22 protein-coding genes are annotated in these 14,550 nt (G+C 68.4%); 16 read left to right on the top strand and 6 right to left on the bottom strand.

The annotated features are described in order from the left end of the window. The first annotated feature begins 9 nt into the window (after positions 1–9). The 3 genes from BOX37_RS30070 (at position 10) to BOX37_RS30060 (ending at position 1,013) form a co-directional block, all read left to right on the top strand. Complete coding sequence (locus BOX37_RS30070; RefSeq protein WP_071930556.1) at positions 10–450, top strand: hypothetical protein; 441 nt, start codon at positions 10–12, stop codon at positions 448–450. Then, complete coding sequence (locus tag BOX37_RS30065) at positions 447–719, top strand: hypothetical protein (RefSeq protein ID WP_071930555.1); 273 nt, start codon at positions 447–449, stop codon at positions 717–719. Before BOX37_RS30070 ends, BOX37_RS30065 begins: the two co-directional genes overlap by 4 nt. Before the next feature lie 84 nt (positions 720–803). Next, positions 804–1,013 (top strand): hypothetical protein, encoded by a 210-nt coding sequence (locus tag BOX37_RS30060; protein WP_156910624.1) that lies wholly within the window; start codon positions 804–806, stop codon positions 1,011–1,013. Here BOX37_RS30060 and BOX37_RS30055 read toward each other — a convergent pair. Next, positions 1,010–1,396, bottom strand: a complete 387-nt coding sequence (locus BOX37_RS30055; protein ID WP_071930553.1) for a hypothetical protein — start codon at positions 1,394–1,396, stop codon at positions 1,010–1,012. The genes BOX37_RS30060 and BOX37_RS30055 overlap by 4 nt on opposite strands. Before the next feature lie 205 nt (positions 1,397–1,601). Here BOX37_RS30055 and hemL point away from each other — a divergent pair, with 205 nt between their 5' ends. The 7 genes from hemL (at position 1,602) to ccsB (ending at position 7,961) form a co-directional block, all read left to right on the top strand. Then, positions 1,602–2,948 (top strand): glutamate-1-semialdehyde 2,1-aminomutase, encoded by a 1,347-nt coding sequence (gene hemL, locus BOX37_RS30050; RefSeq protein ID WP_071930552.1) that lies wholly within the window; start codon positions 1,602–1,604, stop codon positions 2,946–2,948. A 113-nt stretch (positions 2,949–3,061) separates the two neighbouring features. Beyond that, complete coding sequence (locus BOX37_RS30045; RefSeq protein WP_071932000.1) at positions 3,062–3,688, top strand: histidine phosphatase family protein; 627 nt, start codon at positions 3,062–3,064, stop codon at positions 3,686–3,688. Continuing rightward, on the top strand, positions 3,685–4,326 hold the full coding sequence (locus BOX37_RS30040) for a TlpA disulfide reductase family protein (protein ID WP_084760386.1): 642 nt from the start codon (positions 3,685–3,687) through the stop codon (positions 4,324–4,326). The genes BOX37_RS30045 and BOX37_RS30040 overlap by 4 nt, the downstream gene beginning before the upstream one ends. Beyond that, positions 4,323–4,550, top strand: coding sequence for a hypothetical protein (locus BOX37_RS30035; protein ID WP_071930551.1), 228 nt, complete (start codon positions 4,323–4,325; stop codon positions 4,548–4,550). The genes BOX37_RS30040 and BOX37_RS30035 overlap by 4 nt, the downstream gene beginning before the upstream one ends. Further along, positions 4,547–5,362 (top strand): cytochrome c biogenesis CcdA family protein, encoded by an 816-nt coding sequence (locus tag BOX37_RS30030; RefSeq protein WP_071930550.1) that lies wholly within the window; start codon positions 4,547–4,549, stop codon positions 5,360–5,362. The genes BOX37_RS30035 and BOX37_RS30030 overlap by 4 nt, the downstream gene beginning before the upstream one ends. Beyond that, a complete protein-coding gene (gene resB / locus BOX37_RS30025) occupies positions 5,362–6,996 on the top strand; it encodes a cytochrome c biogenesis protein ResB (protein ID WP_071930549.1) in 1,635 nt (544 codons plus the stop codon). The genes BOX37_RS30030 and resB overlap by 1 nt, the downstream gene beginning before the upstream one ends. Beyond that, a complete protein-coding gene (ccsB, locus tag BOX37_RS30020) occupies positions 6,996–7,961 on the top strand; it encodes a c-type cytochrome biogenesis protein CcsB (protein WP_071930548.1) in 966 nt (321 codons plus the stop codon). The genes resB and ccsB overlap by 1 nt, the downstream gene beginning before the upstream one ends. Before the next feature lie 429 nt (positions 7,962–8,390). On the opposite strand, the gene BOX37_RS30015 is transcribed toward ccsB, so the two are convergent. From BOX37_RS30015 to BOX37_RS30005, 3 genes are all read right to left on the bottom strand, one after another. Next, entirely contained in the window at positions 8,391–9,041 is a 651-nt protein-coding gene (locus BOX37_RS30015) for a hypothetical protein (RefSeq protein ID WP_240505104.1), read from the bottom strand. Positions 9,042–9,114: 73 nt separating this feature from the next. Continuing rightward, positions 9,115–9,309 carry a hypothetical protein gene (locus tag BOX37_RS30010; RefSeq protein ID WP_071931997.1) on the bottom strand — a complete coding sequence of 65 codons (195 nt, stop codon included), beginning with the start codon at positions 9,307–9,309 and terminating at the stop codon, positions 9,115–9,117. A gap of 115 nt (positions 9,310–9,424) precedes the next feature. After that, positions 9,425–9,634 (bottom strand): BldC family transcriptional regulator, encoded by a 210-nt coding sequence (locus BOX37_RS30005; protein ID WP_019049435.1) that lies wholly within the window; start codon positions 9,632–9,634, stop codon positions 9,425–9,427. A gap of 162 nt (positions 9,635–9,796) precedes the next feature. On the opposite strand from BOX37_RS30005, the gene BOX37_RS30000 reads away from it, so the two are divergent. The 6 genes from BOX37_RS30000 to BOX37_RS29975 all read left to right on the top strand — a co-directional run bounded on the left by BOX37_RS30000 (position 9,797) and on the right by BOX37_RS29975 (position 13,121). After that, positions 9,797–10,123, top strand: coding sequence for a DUF4229 domain-containing protein (locus BOX37_RS30000; protein WP_071931996.1), 327 nt, complete (start codon positions 9,797–9,799; stop codon positions 10,121–10,123). Beyond that, on the top strand, positions 10,120–11,205 hold the full coding sequence (gene cds1 / locus BOX37_RS29995; RefSeq protein WP_071930547.1) for an L-cysteine desulfhydrase Cds1: 1,086 nt from the start codon (positions 10,120–10,122) through the stop codon (positions 11,203–11,205). The genes BOX37_RS30000 and cds1 overlap by 4 nt, the downstream gene beginning before the upstream one ends. A gap of 57 nt (positions 11,206–11,262) precedes the next feature. After that, on the top strand, positions 11,263–11,805 hold the full coding sequence (locus BOX37_RS29990) for a dihydrofolate reductase family protein (RefSeq protein ID WP_071930546.1): 543 nt from the start codon (positions 11,263–11,265) through the stop codon (positions 11,803–11,805). A gap of 53 nt (positions 11,806–11,858) precedes the next feature. Next, the gene (locus BOX37_RS29985; RefSeq protein WP_019049431.1) at positions 11,859–12,080 is read left to right on the top strand and encodes a hypothetical protein; all 222 of its coding nucleotides are present in this window, start codon (positions 11,859–11,861) and stop codon (positions 12,078–12,080) included. After that, entirely contained in the window at positions 12,080–12,661 is a 582-nt protein-coding gene (locus BOX37_RS29980; protein WP_071930545.1) for a Clp protease N-terminal domain-containing protein, read from the top strand. The genes BOX37_RS29985 and BOX37_RS29980 overlap by 1 nt, the downstream gene beginning before the upstream one ends. Before the next feature lie 64 nt (positions 12,662–12,725). Next, positions 12,726–13,121, top strand: coding sequence for a phage holin family protein (locus tag BOX37_RS29975; protein WP_071931995.1), 396 nt, complete (start codon positions 12,726–12,728; stop codon positions 13,119–13,121). 13 nt (positions 13,122–13,134) lie between these two features. On the opposite strand, the gene BOX37_RS29970 is transcribed toward BOX37_RS29975, so the two are convergent. Next, on the bottom strand, positions 13,135–14,004 hold the full coding sequence (locus BOX37_RS29970) for a 1,4-dihydroxy-2-naphthoate polyprenyltransferase (RefSeq protein ID WP_071930544.1): 870 nt from the start codon (positions 14,002–14,004) through the stop codon (positions 13,135–13,137). 22 nt (positions 14,005–14,026) lie between these two features. Continuing rightward, positions 14,027–14,491 (bottom strand): SRPBCC family protein, encoded by a 465-nt coding sequence (locus tag BOX37_RS29965; RefSeq protein ID WP_071930543.1) that lies wholly within the window; start codon positions 14,489–14,491, stop codon positions 14,027–14,029. Between the last annotated feature and the right edge of the window lie 59 nt (positions 14,492–14,550).

Genomic DNA, 14,550 nt, shown 5'->3' with positions numbered 1-14,550 from the left:
GGTATCCCCATGGTGTTGTTCGTCGAACCCGGTGCGCGCTGGCGCGCCGTCGCCTACGGCCCTGCCCTGTGCGGGGGCCTCCTGCTCGTGGAATGGCTGACGGGCAGCACTCTGCACGGGTTCGCGCTCGGATTCTGCGCCCTCGCGCTGGGCGGATTCACCGCGCTGCAGGTGTTCGCCGGACGGACGCACGCCGGGGTCGAACTGACCGAGGACGCCTTGCGGCAGGGCACCGAGACGCTGTTGCTGTCCCAGATCGCCGAGGTCCTGCCGGCCGACGACGCCGAAGCCGGGGACGGCCGCGCGCTCGGCGACCTCAGTGGCGTGCCGCGTCGCCGCCGTGCCATCGGCTTGCGCCTGCTCGACGGACAGATCGTGCGGGCTTGGGCGATCGACCACACCGGCCTGCGCGCCGCGCTGACCTCGGCCCTGGCAGGATCGCAGAGATGAAACGCTGGATCGTCACGGCGCTGTCCGAGCTCGGTCTCGCCGTCGTCTGCCTGGTCGGTGCGGTGGTCAGTTGGGGTGATGCCCGGCGCACCACCGAGTTCGCCACCGGCGACGATCAGCCCGGATTCGTCGCGGTGCGGTACCTGCCGCCGCTGTTGATGCTCGCCACCGTGCTGGTGATCGTCGCCGGGCTCCTGGTGATCGACGCGGTCGCCAGGATCTGGACGGCCCGCCCTGTAGCGCCGAGACCGGTCGAACCGATGCGCTGAGTGAACTCGAATTCCGATGTGCGCGTCGGGGTTCGCCGATTACATCGACAGCTCGTCCACTGCGGGCGCATCGAGGAGGAACCGATGACCAGGCTCTTTGCCGGACTCTGTACCGCTGCCATCGCCACGGCGACGATCGCTCTGGCCGCTCCCGCCCAGGCCGCTCCCGCCGTGGTGCCGGTAGCCGAACCGGTCGCCGAGTTCGCCCCGGAGACCGGTTCCAGCGCGATCTACAACCTCCTCATGTGCCACCTGCACACGATCTCGGCCGAAGTGCCCTGCCGGTACACCTAGTCCGGCCACTGCTGATAGACGTCGAGAAGGCGCCCACCGCGGGCGCCCGGCGCGTTGAGGTAGACGGTGACGGTGCCGTCGGGATGACTCGCCGCCTCCGTCACCACCTGCCGGAGGGTGGCGCGGACGCCGCCGTCGGCATCGCGGCGCAGGGCCGTGTCGCTGTGCAGGCCGGCGCCGATCCGGTTGGCGGGCACGAACATCGAGGTGATCGCCGGAATCGGACCGGCACCGAGGGCGACGGTCTCCTCGCGACTGAGCTGGGCGCCGATTCGATCCGGCTGCGCCAGCGGTGTGAAGGCGGCGGCCGAGCCTGCCCCGAGGGCTAGCCCCGCCGCGGTGAACCCCGTGCACAGGGCAGTACTGGTGACGCCGAAACGCATGAAAACCCTCCCGCAGATTGCCGATGTCGAGACGCCCAGGGTCTGAGCCGCCCGCAGCGTAGCCGCAGGCCAATCGGCCCAGATCGAATTCGTCGGCGGATAGGGGCGGCGTGTCGGGCGTGTCGTCGGTGGGTCGCTGCGGTCTGGGTCACTGTGCTCCACCCTGTTGTCCGGCGCGCCGAGGCGAGCTGAGAGACTGGAATCCGTGAGTTCTTCTCCGCGCGCGATCCCGACCGGCTCAACGAAGGTGCCGGTTTCGGCCCAGCTCTTCGAGCGGGCTGCTTCGGTGATCCCGGGTGGTGTCAATTCCCCGGTCCGTGCGTTCAATTCGGTCGGCGGTACCCCGCGCTTCATCGCCTCCGCGAACGGCTACACCCTCGTCGACGCCGACGGTAACGACTACGTCGACCTGGTGTGCTCGTGGGGCCCGATGATCCTCGGCCACGCCCACCCCGCCGTAGTCGAGGCGGTACAGCAGGCCGCCACGAGCGGACTGTCCTTCGGTGCGCCCACCGAGGCCGAGATCGAGCTGGCCGAGGCGATCGCCGCGCGCGTCGATCCGGTCGAGCGGGTGCGACTGGTGAACTCCGGCACCGAGGCCACGATGAGCGCGGTGCGCCTGGCTCGCGGCTGCACCGGCCGGTCCAAGATCATCAAGTTCTCCGGTTGCTACCACGGTCACGTCGACGCCCTGCTCGCCGACGCGGGCTCGGGTGTGGCGACGCTCGGCCTGCCGACCTCGCCCGGTGTCACCGGCGCGCAGGCCGCCGACACCATCGTGCTGCCCTATAACGGCCTCGCCGCCGTCGCCGCCGCATTCGAGGCCCATCCCGGCCAGATCGCGTGCGTCATCACCGAAGCCGCCGCGGGCAACATGGGCGCGGTCGCCCCGCTGCCCGGGTTCAACGAGGGTCTGCGCACGCTGGCGCACGACAACGGCGCGCTGCTGATCATGGACGAGGTGATGACCGGATTCCGCGTCAGCGCCGCGGGGTGGTACGGACGCGAGGGCGTCGCCGGTGACCTCTACACCTTCGGCAAGGTGATGAGCGGTGGGCTGCCCGCCGCCGCCTTCGGTGGCCGCGCCGAGATCATGAACAACCTCGCTCCGCTGGGGCCGGTCTATCAGGCGGGTACCCTCTCCGGGAACCCGGTGGCCGTCGCGGCCGGGCTGGCGACCCTGCGCGCCGCCGACGCGGCGGTGTACGCCGCGCTCGACCGCAATGCCGATCGCCTCGGCGCGCTGCTGGCAAAAGCCCTGACAGAGGCCGGTGTCGAGCATCAAGTGCAGTTCGCAGGCAATATGGTGAGCGTGTTCTTCGCCGAGCGTCCGGTGACCGACTATGCCGCCGCCAAGGCGAGCCAGACCTGGCGCTACCCCGCCTTCTTCCACGCCCTGCTCGACGCGGGCGTGTACGCGCCGCCGAGCGCGTACGAGGCATGGTTCGTCTCCGCGGCACTCGACGAGGACGCGTTCGACCGTATCGCCGCCGCTCTGCCCGCCGCCGCCCTCGCGGCCGCGGCCGCCACCCCAGAAGGATCCCCAGCGTGAGCTCCGACCAGCCCGACGCAGAATTCGTCACCGCCCCGCCCGCGGACGGTGACGAGGCGCCCCACCCCGCGCCCGCCGCCGCGCCCCCCGCGCTCGACGATGTCCCGGACTCGGTGGAAACCATCGTGCATGTGCTGCGCCACGGTGAGGTGCACAACCCCAACGGCATCCTCTACGGCCGCCTGCCCGGGTTCAGCCTGTCGGTGGCCGGGCGCGGGCAGGCCGGTGCGGTCGCGCGGTCGCTGGCCGATCACGACATCTCGATGGTGATCGCCTCCCCGCTGCAGCGCGCCCAGGAAACCGCCGCCCCGATCGCGGGCGCCCACGACCTGATCGTGCGCACCGACGAGAACCTCATCGAAGCCGGCAACACCTTCGAGGGCCTGCGGGTCTCGGTGGGCGACGGCGCGCTGCGCAAGCCCCGGCACTGGTGGAAGCTGCGCGATCCGTTCACCCCGTCGTGGGGCGAGCCGTACCTGCAGATCGCCCATCGCATGCTCGCCGCGGTCAACAAGGCGCGTGTCGAGGGGGCCGGTCACGAGGTGGTGCTGGTCTCGCATCAGCTGCCCGTGTGGACGCTGCGCCGGTTCCTGCAGGGCCAGCGCCTGTGGCACGACCCGCGCAATCGACAGTGTTCGCTGGCGTCGTTGACCTCGCTGGTCTATCACGGCGATACCCTGGTGGACATCGTGTACTCCGAGCCCGCGGGCGCGTCGGATCCGTCGGTTCACGGCGCATGACCGCTCTGTCCGCATCGGGATCCGCCCGTGGCCATCGGCTGCGGGCGGTGAGCGCCGTTGTGTCCGCGCTGCTGGTGATCGCCGCCGCGGCCGGGTGCGCCACCGGTACCGACGCGGTGGCCACCGGCGGCGGGACCTTCGAGTTCGTCTCGCCCGGTGGCAAGACCGACATCTTCTACGATCCGCCCGCCTCGCGCGGCACGATCGGTCCGCTGTCGGGGCCCGATCTGATGAACGAGGGAAAGACCATCTCGGTCGACGATTTCCCGGACCAGATCGTGGTCGTCAATCTGTGGGGGCAGTGGTGCGGTCCGTGCCGTGCCGAAGCGCCCGCATTGGAAGAGGTTTACGCGGCGACCCGAGACAAGGGCGTCGCGTTCCTGGGCATCAACGTCCGCGACCACCAGCGCGACAAAGCCCAGGACTTCGTCGTGGACAACAACATCGAATTCCCGTCCGTCTACGACCCGTCGATGCGAACTCTGCTCGCGCTCGGCGGAAACTTTCCCACAAGTGTCATTCCGACCACGTTGATCCTGGATCGTCAGCACCGGGTCGCCGCGGTCTTCCTTCGCTCGCTATTGGCAGAAGATCTGCAGCCTGTGGTCGAGCGCATCGCCGCCGAGGAGAAGCAGTGAGCCGTCGTCGTCCCGGAAATCTGACCGCGTGCCGCCCCCGCCAGGGCGCCCGCCGCCATGGCGCGGGCTGGACCGTCGACGATCGTTGGGCGGGCATCGCGACCGTCCCACGCAGCGTCGCCGGTGCCGGTCTGTTCGACTTCGGTCCGGCCGAGCCGGCCGAGTCCGAGCGCACCCTGGCGTTGCCCCGCGACGAGCAGCGTGACGAGGACAGTACCGAGTGATCGTGCTCGCCGCAGTCGGGGATTCCTTCCAGCAGACCGCGGCATCGGGACCGTTGCTGTTGGCGCTGGGTGCCTGCCTGCTCGCGGGCCTGGTGTCGTTCGCTTCACCGTGTGTCGTGCCGTTGGTGCCTGGCTACCTGTCGTACCTCGCCGGATTGGTCGGTGCCGAGGCACCGCCCGCCACCGCCGCGCAGGCAGGCACGCTCACCCTGCAGCGTCGCAGCGCGAAGCTGCGCGTTGCCGGTGCCGCCGGACTGTTCGTCGCAGGTTTCACGGTGGTGTTCGTGCTGGCCACGGCCACCGTGTTCGGCCTGATCCAGACCCTCAATGTGAACCGGGAACTGCTGCAGCGCGTCGGCGGCGTGGTGACCATTCTGATGGGTTTGGTGTTCATCGGCCTGGTGCCTGCTCTGCAGCGCGACACCAGGATGGAGCCGCGCCGGATCACCAGCATCGCGGGCGCGCCCTTGCTCGGTGGCGTTTTCGCACTGGGCTGGACGCCGTGCCTCGGCCCGACGCTGTCGGGCGTGATGGCCGTGTCGGCCGGAACCGAGGGCACCACCGCCGCGCGCGGCGTCGTGCTGATCGTGGCCTACTGCCTCGGGCTCGGCCTGCCGTTCGTCGTCCTGGCGTTCGGGTCGGCGGGCGCGCTGCGCGGAGTCGGTTGGCTGCGGCGCAATTCGCGCACCATCCAGGTAATCGGGGGAATCATGCTCGTCGCCGTCGGTATCGCGCTGGTCACGGGGGCATGGGACCAGTTCGTCAGCTGGGTGCGTGACGGGTTCGTCTCCGAGGTGACTCTGCCGATCTGATGACCGAAACACTGATTCCCCCGACATCCCCCGCACCGCCGCGCAGACAGTCGCTGCCCGGCCGCGCGTTCGCCTTCGTCCGTAACACCTGGCGTGGCCTGACCAGCATGCGCACCGCACTGGTGCTGCTGTTCCTGCTCGCCTTGGCGGCGATCCCCGGCGCGTTGCTGCCGCAGCGCAGCCTGAACACGCAGAAGGTCGAGCAGTACATCCGCGACCGGCCGACGCTGGGCCCGTGGATGGACCGGTTCGAGCTGTTCGACGTGTTCGGCAGCTTCTGGTTCACCGCCATCTATGTGCTGCTGTTCATCTCGCTGGTCGGCTGCATCCTGCCGCGCTGCTTGGACCACTACAAGGCACTGCGCACTCCGCCGGTCCCCGCGCCGCGCAACCTCGGTCGGCTGCCGCACCATTTCGACGAGACCGTCGACCGTGGCGCCGACGAGGTGATCGAGCAGGCCCGCGGTCAGCTGCGTGGCTGGCGCACCGAGGTGCGGCCGGGCCAGCGCGACGGCGAGATCACGCTGTCGGCCGAGAAGGGCTACCTGCGCGAGTTCGGCAACCTGGTCTTCCACCTGTCGCTGGTGGGGCTGCTGGTCGCGATCGCGCTGGGCAAGCTGTTCGGCTACGAGGGCAATGTCATCGTGATCGCCAACAACGGGCCCGGTTTCTGCACCACCTCGCCCGCGGTGTTCGACTCGTTCCGCGCGGGCAATGTCAACGACGGCACCGGGATGACGCCGTTGTGCGTCAGGGTCAAGGACTTCAAGGCCGACTACCTGCCCACCGGCCAGGCCGAGATGTTCACCTCCAACATCGACTACCAGGCCGGCGACGACCTGCGCACCGATACCTGGCGCAGCACCGAGCTCCGGGTGAACCATCCGCTGCGGGTCGCCGGTGATCGTGTCTACCTGCAGGGCCACGGCTTCGCGCCGACCTTCACCGTCACCTTCCCGAACGGGCAGACCCGCACCGAGACCATCCAGTGGCGGCCCGACGACGCGCAGACCTTCCTGTCCAGCGGCGTGCTGCGGATCGACCCGCCCGGCGGCATGTACGCCACCGAGGAAGAGCGCCAGCAGAATCAGATCGCGATCGAGGGCCTGTTCGCCCCGACCGCGATGTTCCACGGCAGCCTGCTCACCTCTTCGTTCCCGCGGATGGACGATCCGGCCGTCGCGGTCGACATCTACCGGGGCAACACCGGCCTGGACACCGGCCGTTCGCAGTCGCTGTTCGCGCTGGATCAGGAGATGATCACGCAGGGTCGGCTGACCAAGGAAGCGCGGGTCAACCTGCGTCCCGGCGAGTCGACCACCCTGCCCAGCGGCGCGACGGTGACCTTCGACGGCGCGCAGGAGTTCGTGAACCTGCAGGTCTCGCACGACCCCGCCCAGCAGTGGGTACTGGTGAGCTCGCTGACGATGATGGCCGGGCTGCTGGTGTCGCTGCTGGTGAAACGTCGACGGATCTGGATCCGGGCGTACCCCGCCGAGACCGCGACAGGTACCGTGAGTCAACGACGTACCGTAGTAGAGATGGGTGGCCTCGCCCGCAGCGATCAAGCGGGCTGGGGCGGCGAATTCGATCGACTGCGGGCACGCCTGCTGACTGCGGGAACGGAGAACTGATGCCGATCGACGAGACGCTGGCACGCTACAGCGACTTCGCCTTCATGTCCGCCATGGCGATCTACGCCCTGGCCACGATTCTGCTGATCGTGCAGTACGCCTCGGCGCGCGCCAAGCAGGTGTCCGAGCGTGAGCTCGTCACCGCGGGCGCATCCGCCGACCCCGCGCTACCCGGCCGAATCGAGCCACCGGCGGCCAAGTCCACCGGCGAGCGGTTCGGCAACATGGCGTTCGCGGTGCTGCTGGTCGGCACGGTGCTGCACGTGGCATCGATCGTCTTCCGCGGTTTCGCCACCAGCCGCTTCCCGCTGGGCAACATGTACGAGTTCACCACCATGGCCACCGCGGCCGCCGTGGTGATCGGCCTGTATCTCCTGCGCGCGCAGCGCTACCGGGAGATGTGGGTCTTCCTGCTGGTCCCCGTGCTGATCCTGATGTTCCTGGCAGGCACGGTGCTCTACGCCGACGCGGCGCCCGTCGTACCCGCGCTGCGCTCGTTCTGGCTGCCGATCCACGTCACCATCGTGAGCATCGGCAGCGGCGTGTTCCTGGTCTCCGGTGTGGCCAGCGTGCTCTACCTGTTCCGCATGCGTCAGCCCGCGGGTGAAGAGTCCACCAGCCTCTTCGGCACCATCGCCCGCCGCCTCCCCGACGCCCGCACCCTCGACCAACTCGCCTACAAGACCACCATCATCGGCTTCCCCCTCTTCGGCGCGGGCGTCATCCTCGGCGCCATCTGGGCCGAAGCAGCCTGGGGCCGCTTCTGGGGCTGGGACCCCAAGGAAACCTGCTCCTTCATCGCCTGGGTCCTCTACGCCGCCTACCTCCACGCCCGAGCCACCTCCGGCTGGCGCGACACCAAGGCGGCCTGGATCAACATCGCCGGCTTCACCGCCATGTTGTTCAACTTGTTCATCATCAACATGGTGATCAGCGGGTTGCACAGCTACGCCGGGCTGAACTGAGCAGCTTCTGCCTGCGTGTCCGGGTCACCTTCACGCTGGGAGGTCGCCCGTGGTCGCGTGGCCCTTCGGTCGTGGCGTGACCTAGGCTTTTGCGGTACCCAAGCTCGTGTTGTCCCACCCTCCCGCTGACAAGACGCTCGTTGTCTGGCTCGAGCCGTTGGGTGAGGACACCGGGAACTTCCTGGTGTCGTGGCTGGACGAGGGCTTCGTGGTCTGGCCAGCAGCCCGCTGTGGCAGCGCTGTCCGCGTGGGCTGGGTGGGATCTCCGACTGCGTCGTGCTGGTGGATTGAGCGGATGGCTGTGGCGCGCTCGTCTAGACCGACGGTGCGGTCGGCGAGGTGCTCTGCACCGCCAACGCGAGCTGACGTCGGAGCGAGACAAGGCTCAGACCCTCGAGCGGAGTGTTCGGACCTCGTGTGGTCGGGGCCTCAGCAGTAGTAGCAGACCTTGTTGGCTGGAAGTTCTACGTGGCAGTTCAGGCAGACGGGTTTGCGGACCGGTTCCGGCTTGGGGACGGTGACTGCCTGGCGGGAGGTGGCGGTGCGCTTGGATTCGACCGCTTCGGCGGCCTCGGTGGCGGCCAGGTCCTGGGAGGTGCGGTGGCGGACGGCGGCGACCTTGGGGGGCAGGGTGGGGAGGCCGCCGTCGGCGGGCAGGTCGGTGGCGTAGTGCTGGTAGCACTGCCAGCGGGCGGCGGCGGCGTGCATCTCGAGGTCGTCGGGGATGGGCAGGCCCGCGAGTTCGAGGATGTAGCGGTAGCCGGTGCCGACGGTCTGGTTCTTGCGCACGCACAGCGCGCTCAGCGGCGGTTCGTTGTTCTTGTGACAGTGCTCGGCGACCTTGTCCAGCACGACGGGTAGCCAGTGCTGCCACTTCACCTGGGTCCGGATGCCGGACTCCTCCTGCACCAGCTCGGCGAGCTCGGTGTTGACGATGAAGTTGTTGAAGCGGCTCGCGGTCGCGGCCAGCACTTCGTGTGCCGCGCGCGTCCACGCCGACCGTGCCTCGGTGAACGTCACGGCGCTGCCGTCGGCCGCGCGCCAGGTGGTCGGGACGGAACTCTGCTGCACATCGATCACCGGAATACGTTATCTACCCGGCTGTTTCGATGCGCATCGGGGGTGTGTGCGTCAGCTCACGCCCGGCCATGGATCAGTGGTCGTTCGGGCCGGAGTCGTCGCGGTGCTGCTTGCCCAGCCGCCACAGGAACTCCGGATCGTCGTCGGGGCCGAGGACCGGTCTGCGCGGGGGCGGTCCGGAACCGGCTCGGGGATTCTCGGGGCCGAACGCCTTCCAGCACAGCACCGCCACGGTCACGATCGCGATGAGTGCCAACAGGTACGTCACGTCGCTCACCTCCTGCTATCGAGGGTAGCCGTGTCCGCCCCGTGTGCACATCCGCAACGGAAGGGAAATTTCCGGCAAACGCGAGCCGAGTGGCTCGCGTCGCCCGAAAGGTGAGTCAGCGGGGTGCTGCCTCGGTGGTGAGCGATTTCAGCAGCTGCAGAACTTCGGACTCGCGGAATCGGCGGTGTCCGCCCGGCGTTCGCAGCGAACCGAGCCTGCCCGCATGAGCCCACCGAGTGACGGTCTTGGGGTCTACGTGGAACATGGCCGCCACTTGGCCTGGTGTCAGCAGAGTGTCCTGGCCGCCGACGGTGATCGCAGTCATAGCTAACCTCTCCGTTCTCGACAGTTCCCTCATCAGATGGCGTCATCGTCGCACTGCGACCCCCATGTAGTCGAACCACCTACTGTTGGTAAAGGGGAAGTAATAGACAAAAGCCGCGAACGGGGCCGCAACGAGCGATTCGGTCCGGGTTAGGCTGGGGTGGTGAGCGAAGCAACTGGTCAGCAAGGTTCTGGCGCGGGGAAGCGGCTGGTCCGCAATCTGGCCCTCTACACGCTGGCCCGGCTCGGGCTCGTCGTGCTGATCGCGGGCGCGATCATCGGCGTCGCGGCACTCATCGGGGTCGAGGTCCCGATCATCGTCGCCGCGCTGTTCGCGCTGCTCGTCGCGATGCCGCTGTCGCTGACCCTGTTCAAATCGCTGCGCACGAAGGTGAACGAGGACATCGCCGTCGTCGACGCGCGCCGCCGCCAGGACAAAGCTCAGCTACGAGCCCGGCTGCGGGGTGACGACGACGGAGCGTCGGCGTGAAATACCTCGACCGCAGCGCGCCACGTGACTGGGTCGACAACGCCGTCCGGCTGATCGACGCCGACAGCCAACGCTCCGCCGACACCCACCTGCTGCGGTACCCGCTACCCGCGGACTGGCCGGTGCAGCTCTACCTCAAGGACGAATCCACCCACATCACCGGCAGTCTCAAGCACCGGCTGGCGCGCTCGCTGTTCCTGTACGCGATCTGCAACGGGTGGGTCACCGAGGGCACGACGGTGGTCGAGGCGTCCTCGGGGTCGACGGCGGTCAGTGAAGCCTATTTCGCGAAGCTGCTCGGTCTCGACTTCGTCGCGGTGATGCCGGCGAGTACCTCGCCGCAGAAGGTGGCGCTGATCGAAGCTCAGGGTGGCCGATGCCATTTCGTCGAGCGGCCGCCGGAGATGTACACCGAGGCCAAGCGCCTGGCCGCCGAATCCGGCGGGCATTTCATGGACCAGTTCACCCATGCCGAGCGGGCCACCGACTGGCGGGGCAACAACAACATCGCCGAATCGATTTTCGAGCAGTTGACTCTGGAGACGAACCCGGTGCCGGAATGGATCGTGGTCGGCGCGGGCACCGGCGGGACCAGTGCGACCATCGGCCGCTACATCCGCTATCGCAGGCATGCCACCAGGCTGGCCGTGGTCGACCCGGAGCACTCGGCGTTCTACGGCGGCTATGAGACCGGTGACGCGGGCTATGAGACCGGAATGCCCTCACGGATCGAGGGCATCGGCCGTCCGCGGGTCGAGCCGTCGTTCGTCGGCCAGGTGGTCGATCGGATGATCATGGTCCCCGACGCCGCCTCGATCGCCACCGCTCGACATGCCAGCGAGGTTCTCGGTCGCCGAGTCGGCGGCTCGACCGGCACGAATCTCTGGGGCGCGTTCCACCTCGTCGCCGAACTGGTCGAGGAGGGCCGCACCGGCAGCGTCGTCACGCTGCTGTGCGACGGCGGTGACCGGTACGCGGGCACCTACTTCGACGACGACTGGGTCGCCGCGCGGAACCTCGATCTCGCCGCTCCCACGGAAGTGCTCACGGAATTCGCCGCGACCGGTCGCTGGAACGGTTGAAACTCGCCGCGTAACCCTGACGCTGGGTGTCAGGTTCCGGTGTGAGGATCGACGCCCATGACGACCCGCTACTACACCGCCACCAGCCTCGACGGCTATATCGCCGACCCGGACAACTCCTTGGATTGGCTGTTCGCCGTGGCCGAGGCCGACGACGCGACCGATGACGTCGGCGAGTTCCTGCGCGAGGTCGGTGCCCTGGGCATGGGCGCGACCACCTACGAGTGGATAGCGGCCAACGACCCGCCGGGGCACTGGCGCGAGAACTACGGCGACCGGCCCTGCTGGGTGTTCACCCATCGCGAATTGCCCGCGATTCCCGATGCGAACCTGCGGTTCGTCGCGGGTGCGGTGGAGCCGGTGCACGAGCGGATGGTCGCGGCCGCGGGGGAGCGTGACATCTGGATCGTCGGTGGTGGCGAGCTGGCGGGGCGATTCGCCGATGCGGGCCTGCTCGACGAGGTGATCGTCGGCATCACGCCGGTGACGCTGGGTGGGGGTGCGCCGCTGCTTCCGCGCCGGATTCTGTCCGATCGGATGACGCTGGTCGAGGTGGCACGGATGGGGCAGTTCGCCAAGCTCACCTATCGCTTGGGGTGATGCGTCGTCAATTTTTATTGACAAAATCCGAATCGTCAATAAAAATTGACAACATGACCGATGCGACAACCCTCGCCTCCGCGGCGGGCAACCCCGACCCGGCGGTCGGCCTGCGAGCGGTACTCGCGCTGCGCAGGCTGGCCGACCGGCTCGAAACCATCCAGGTGGCCAACGCCAGGGCCAATGGATGGTCGTGGCAGGCGATTGCCGAGGCGCTCGAGGTGAGCAAGCAGGCGGTGCATCAGAAGCACAATCGGAAGGGCGGTACCCGCTGATGTTCGAACGATTCAGTCGCAATGCCAGAGTGGCGGTGGTGACGGCGCAGGAAGAGGCCAAGGAGCTCGGGGCGAGCCGGATCGGGCCGGAGCACCTGCTGCTCGGGGTTCTCGCCAACGCCGAAACCGACCTGGCGGCCGTCCTCGCGAACCGCGAGATCACCGTCGAGGGCGTGCGGGCCGTGCTCGCCGAGCGGGCGACACGGACTCCGCTCGGTACCGACGACGCCGAGGCGCTGCGCTCGATCGGCATCGACCTGGACGCCGTGCAAGCCAGCGTCGCCGAGAACTTCGGCCCCGATGCCTGGGACCGGGCCGAACCGGCACCCAAGCGTGGGATGTTCGGCCGGATCACCGGCGCGAACTGGGGGCACATCCCGTTCGCCGCCGAGGCCAAGAAGTCACTGGAACTCGCGTTGCGCGAGGCGGTTCACCGCAAGTCGCGTGAAATCGACTCGGCGTATCTGCTGCTCGGCATCCTGCGGGCCGCCGAACCGGCCACCGCCGACCTGCTCGGTGGACGCGAGGTGGTGGCGGGTCTGCGCGACGACATCTACACCACGCTTGACTGGGCCGCGTGAATTCGGCCCTGCCGAATGCGCCAGACCCGCCGCAGTGTCGGTTCCTCGGCTTAGCATGGCGGGTATGCAGCTAGCAATACGGTTGGTCATCAACGCCATTGCCCTCTGGGCGGCGGCCGCGTGGATCGACAAGATCTCTGTCTACGTGCCGCCCGAGTGGTCCGCGGAATGGGGCAACTGGGGCAAGGCCTTGGTCCTGCTCATCGTCGCCGCCGTGTTCACCGCCGTGAACGCGGTGATCAAGCCGATCGTGAAACTCCTGTCCCTGCCGTTCGTGATCCTCACGCTCGGCCTGTTCCTCCTGGTGGTCAACGCGGCGATGCTGTGGCTCACCGCCAAGATCACCGAGATCACCGACTACGGCCTTCGCGTCGACGGTTTCTGGGCCGCGGTGTGGGGTGGCGTGATCATCATGCTGGTCAACTGGGTGCTCGGCATCCTGGTCCCGGACCGCGACTGACGCGGTATCGGGCTCAGCCGAGGCCGACGGCCAGCGCGCTCAGCGCCGACCAGGCCAGCAGCGCGAGCCCGGAATCACGCAGGGCGGGAATCAGTTCCAGCCCGCCCTTGCCCGTGCGTACCGGGGCGTTGGCCCGGACCGCCAGCGGCAACGCCAGCAGTCCGGCCAGCGCCCACGGCGTGCGGGCGATCAGCGCGAGGCTGATCACGAATGGTGCGACGAGCAGCGCCAGGTGCAGGGTGCGGGTGCGGGCGTCGCCGAGTTTCACCGCGAGGGTGACCTTCCCGGACTCGGTGTCGGTGGGGATGTCACGCAGGTTGTTGGCCACCAGCACCGCGCTGGAGAACACGCCGACGCCGATCGCGAGCAGCAGCCCTACCCAGTCCACCCGCAGCGCCTGCACGTACTGGGTGCCCAGCACCGCGATCAGACCGAAGAACACGAACACCGCGACCTCGCCGAACCCGCTGTAGCCGTAGGGCTTGCTGCCGCCGGTGTAGTACCACGCACCGGCCAGGCACAGTGCGCCGATCAGCACCAGCCACCAGGCGGTGGTCGCGGCCAGGACCAACCCGGCGACGGCGCCGATCGACAGGCTCAGCACGGCGGCGGTGCGAACAGCGGTGGGCGAGGCCAGCTTCGACCCGACCAACCGCAGCGGGCCCACCCGCTCGTCATCGGTGCCGCGGATGCCGTCGGAGTAGTCGTTGGCGTAGTTCACGCCGATGATCAGGGCCAGCGAAACCAGCAGGGCCAGTATCGCCTTCCACCAGAGGGCCCCGTCGATCGATGCGGCCGCGCCGGTTCCGGCGAGGACCGGTGCGATCGCGTTGGGCAGCGTCCGCGGCCGGGCGCCTTCGATCCATTCCGCTGCTGTTGCCATGGATCGAAGCGTAGCCCCGCGCTCAGGACTCGGCGGATTCGGCGATCGTCTTCAGCCGGGCCAGGCCCTTGTCGAAATCCTTGCCGACGAGGTTGTCCATCGGGAACACCTTGCCGAGCACGCCCATCAGCCCGGTCTGCGTGCCGGTCATCTTCCAGGTGACCTCGGTGCCGGTGGAGGTGGGCTCGAGGGTGAAGGTGACGAAGTTGGTGGCCTTGAACGGTTTCTCGAAGGTCAGCTCGATGCCGATCTCCCGCTCGGCGTCGGCCTTGATCTCCATCGAGCCCGCACCGGCCTTGCGGTTGCCACGCCAGTTGTAGCGGGCGCCGACGCCGGATTCGGGACCGGCATAGGTGCGGGCCAGCTGGGGGTCGGCGTCCTCCCACGGCGACCACAGCCGCCACTGCCGGAAATTGTCGATCAGTGCGTGGAGACGTGCCGGTTCTGCCGCGATGGCCGTACGCCGGGTCACCTCGAAGTTGCCCATGATGGTGAGCCTAGGCCGGGGTGGTGACAGTTTCCGGTTGCGCGCGGGACCTACGATTG

Source organism: Nocardia mangyaensis, assembly GCF_001886715.1.
Lineage (GTDB): Bacteria > Actinomycetota > Actinomycetes > Mycobacteriales > Mycobacteriaceae > Nocardia > Nocardia mangyaensis.
The sequence above is the reverse complement of the archived record's forward strand: the minus strand, read 5'-3'. Positions and strand labels throughout refer to the sequence as shown.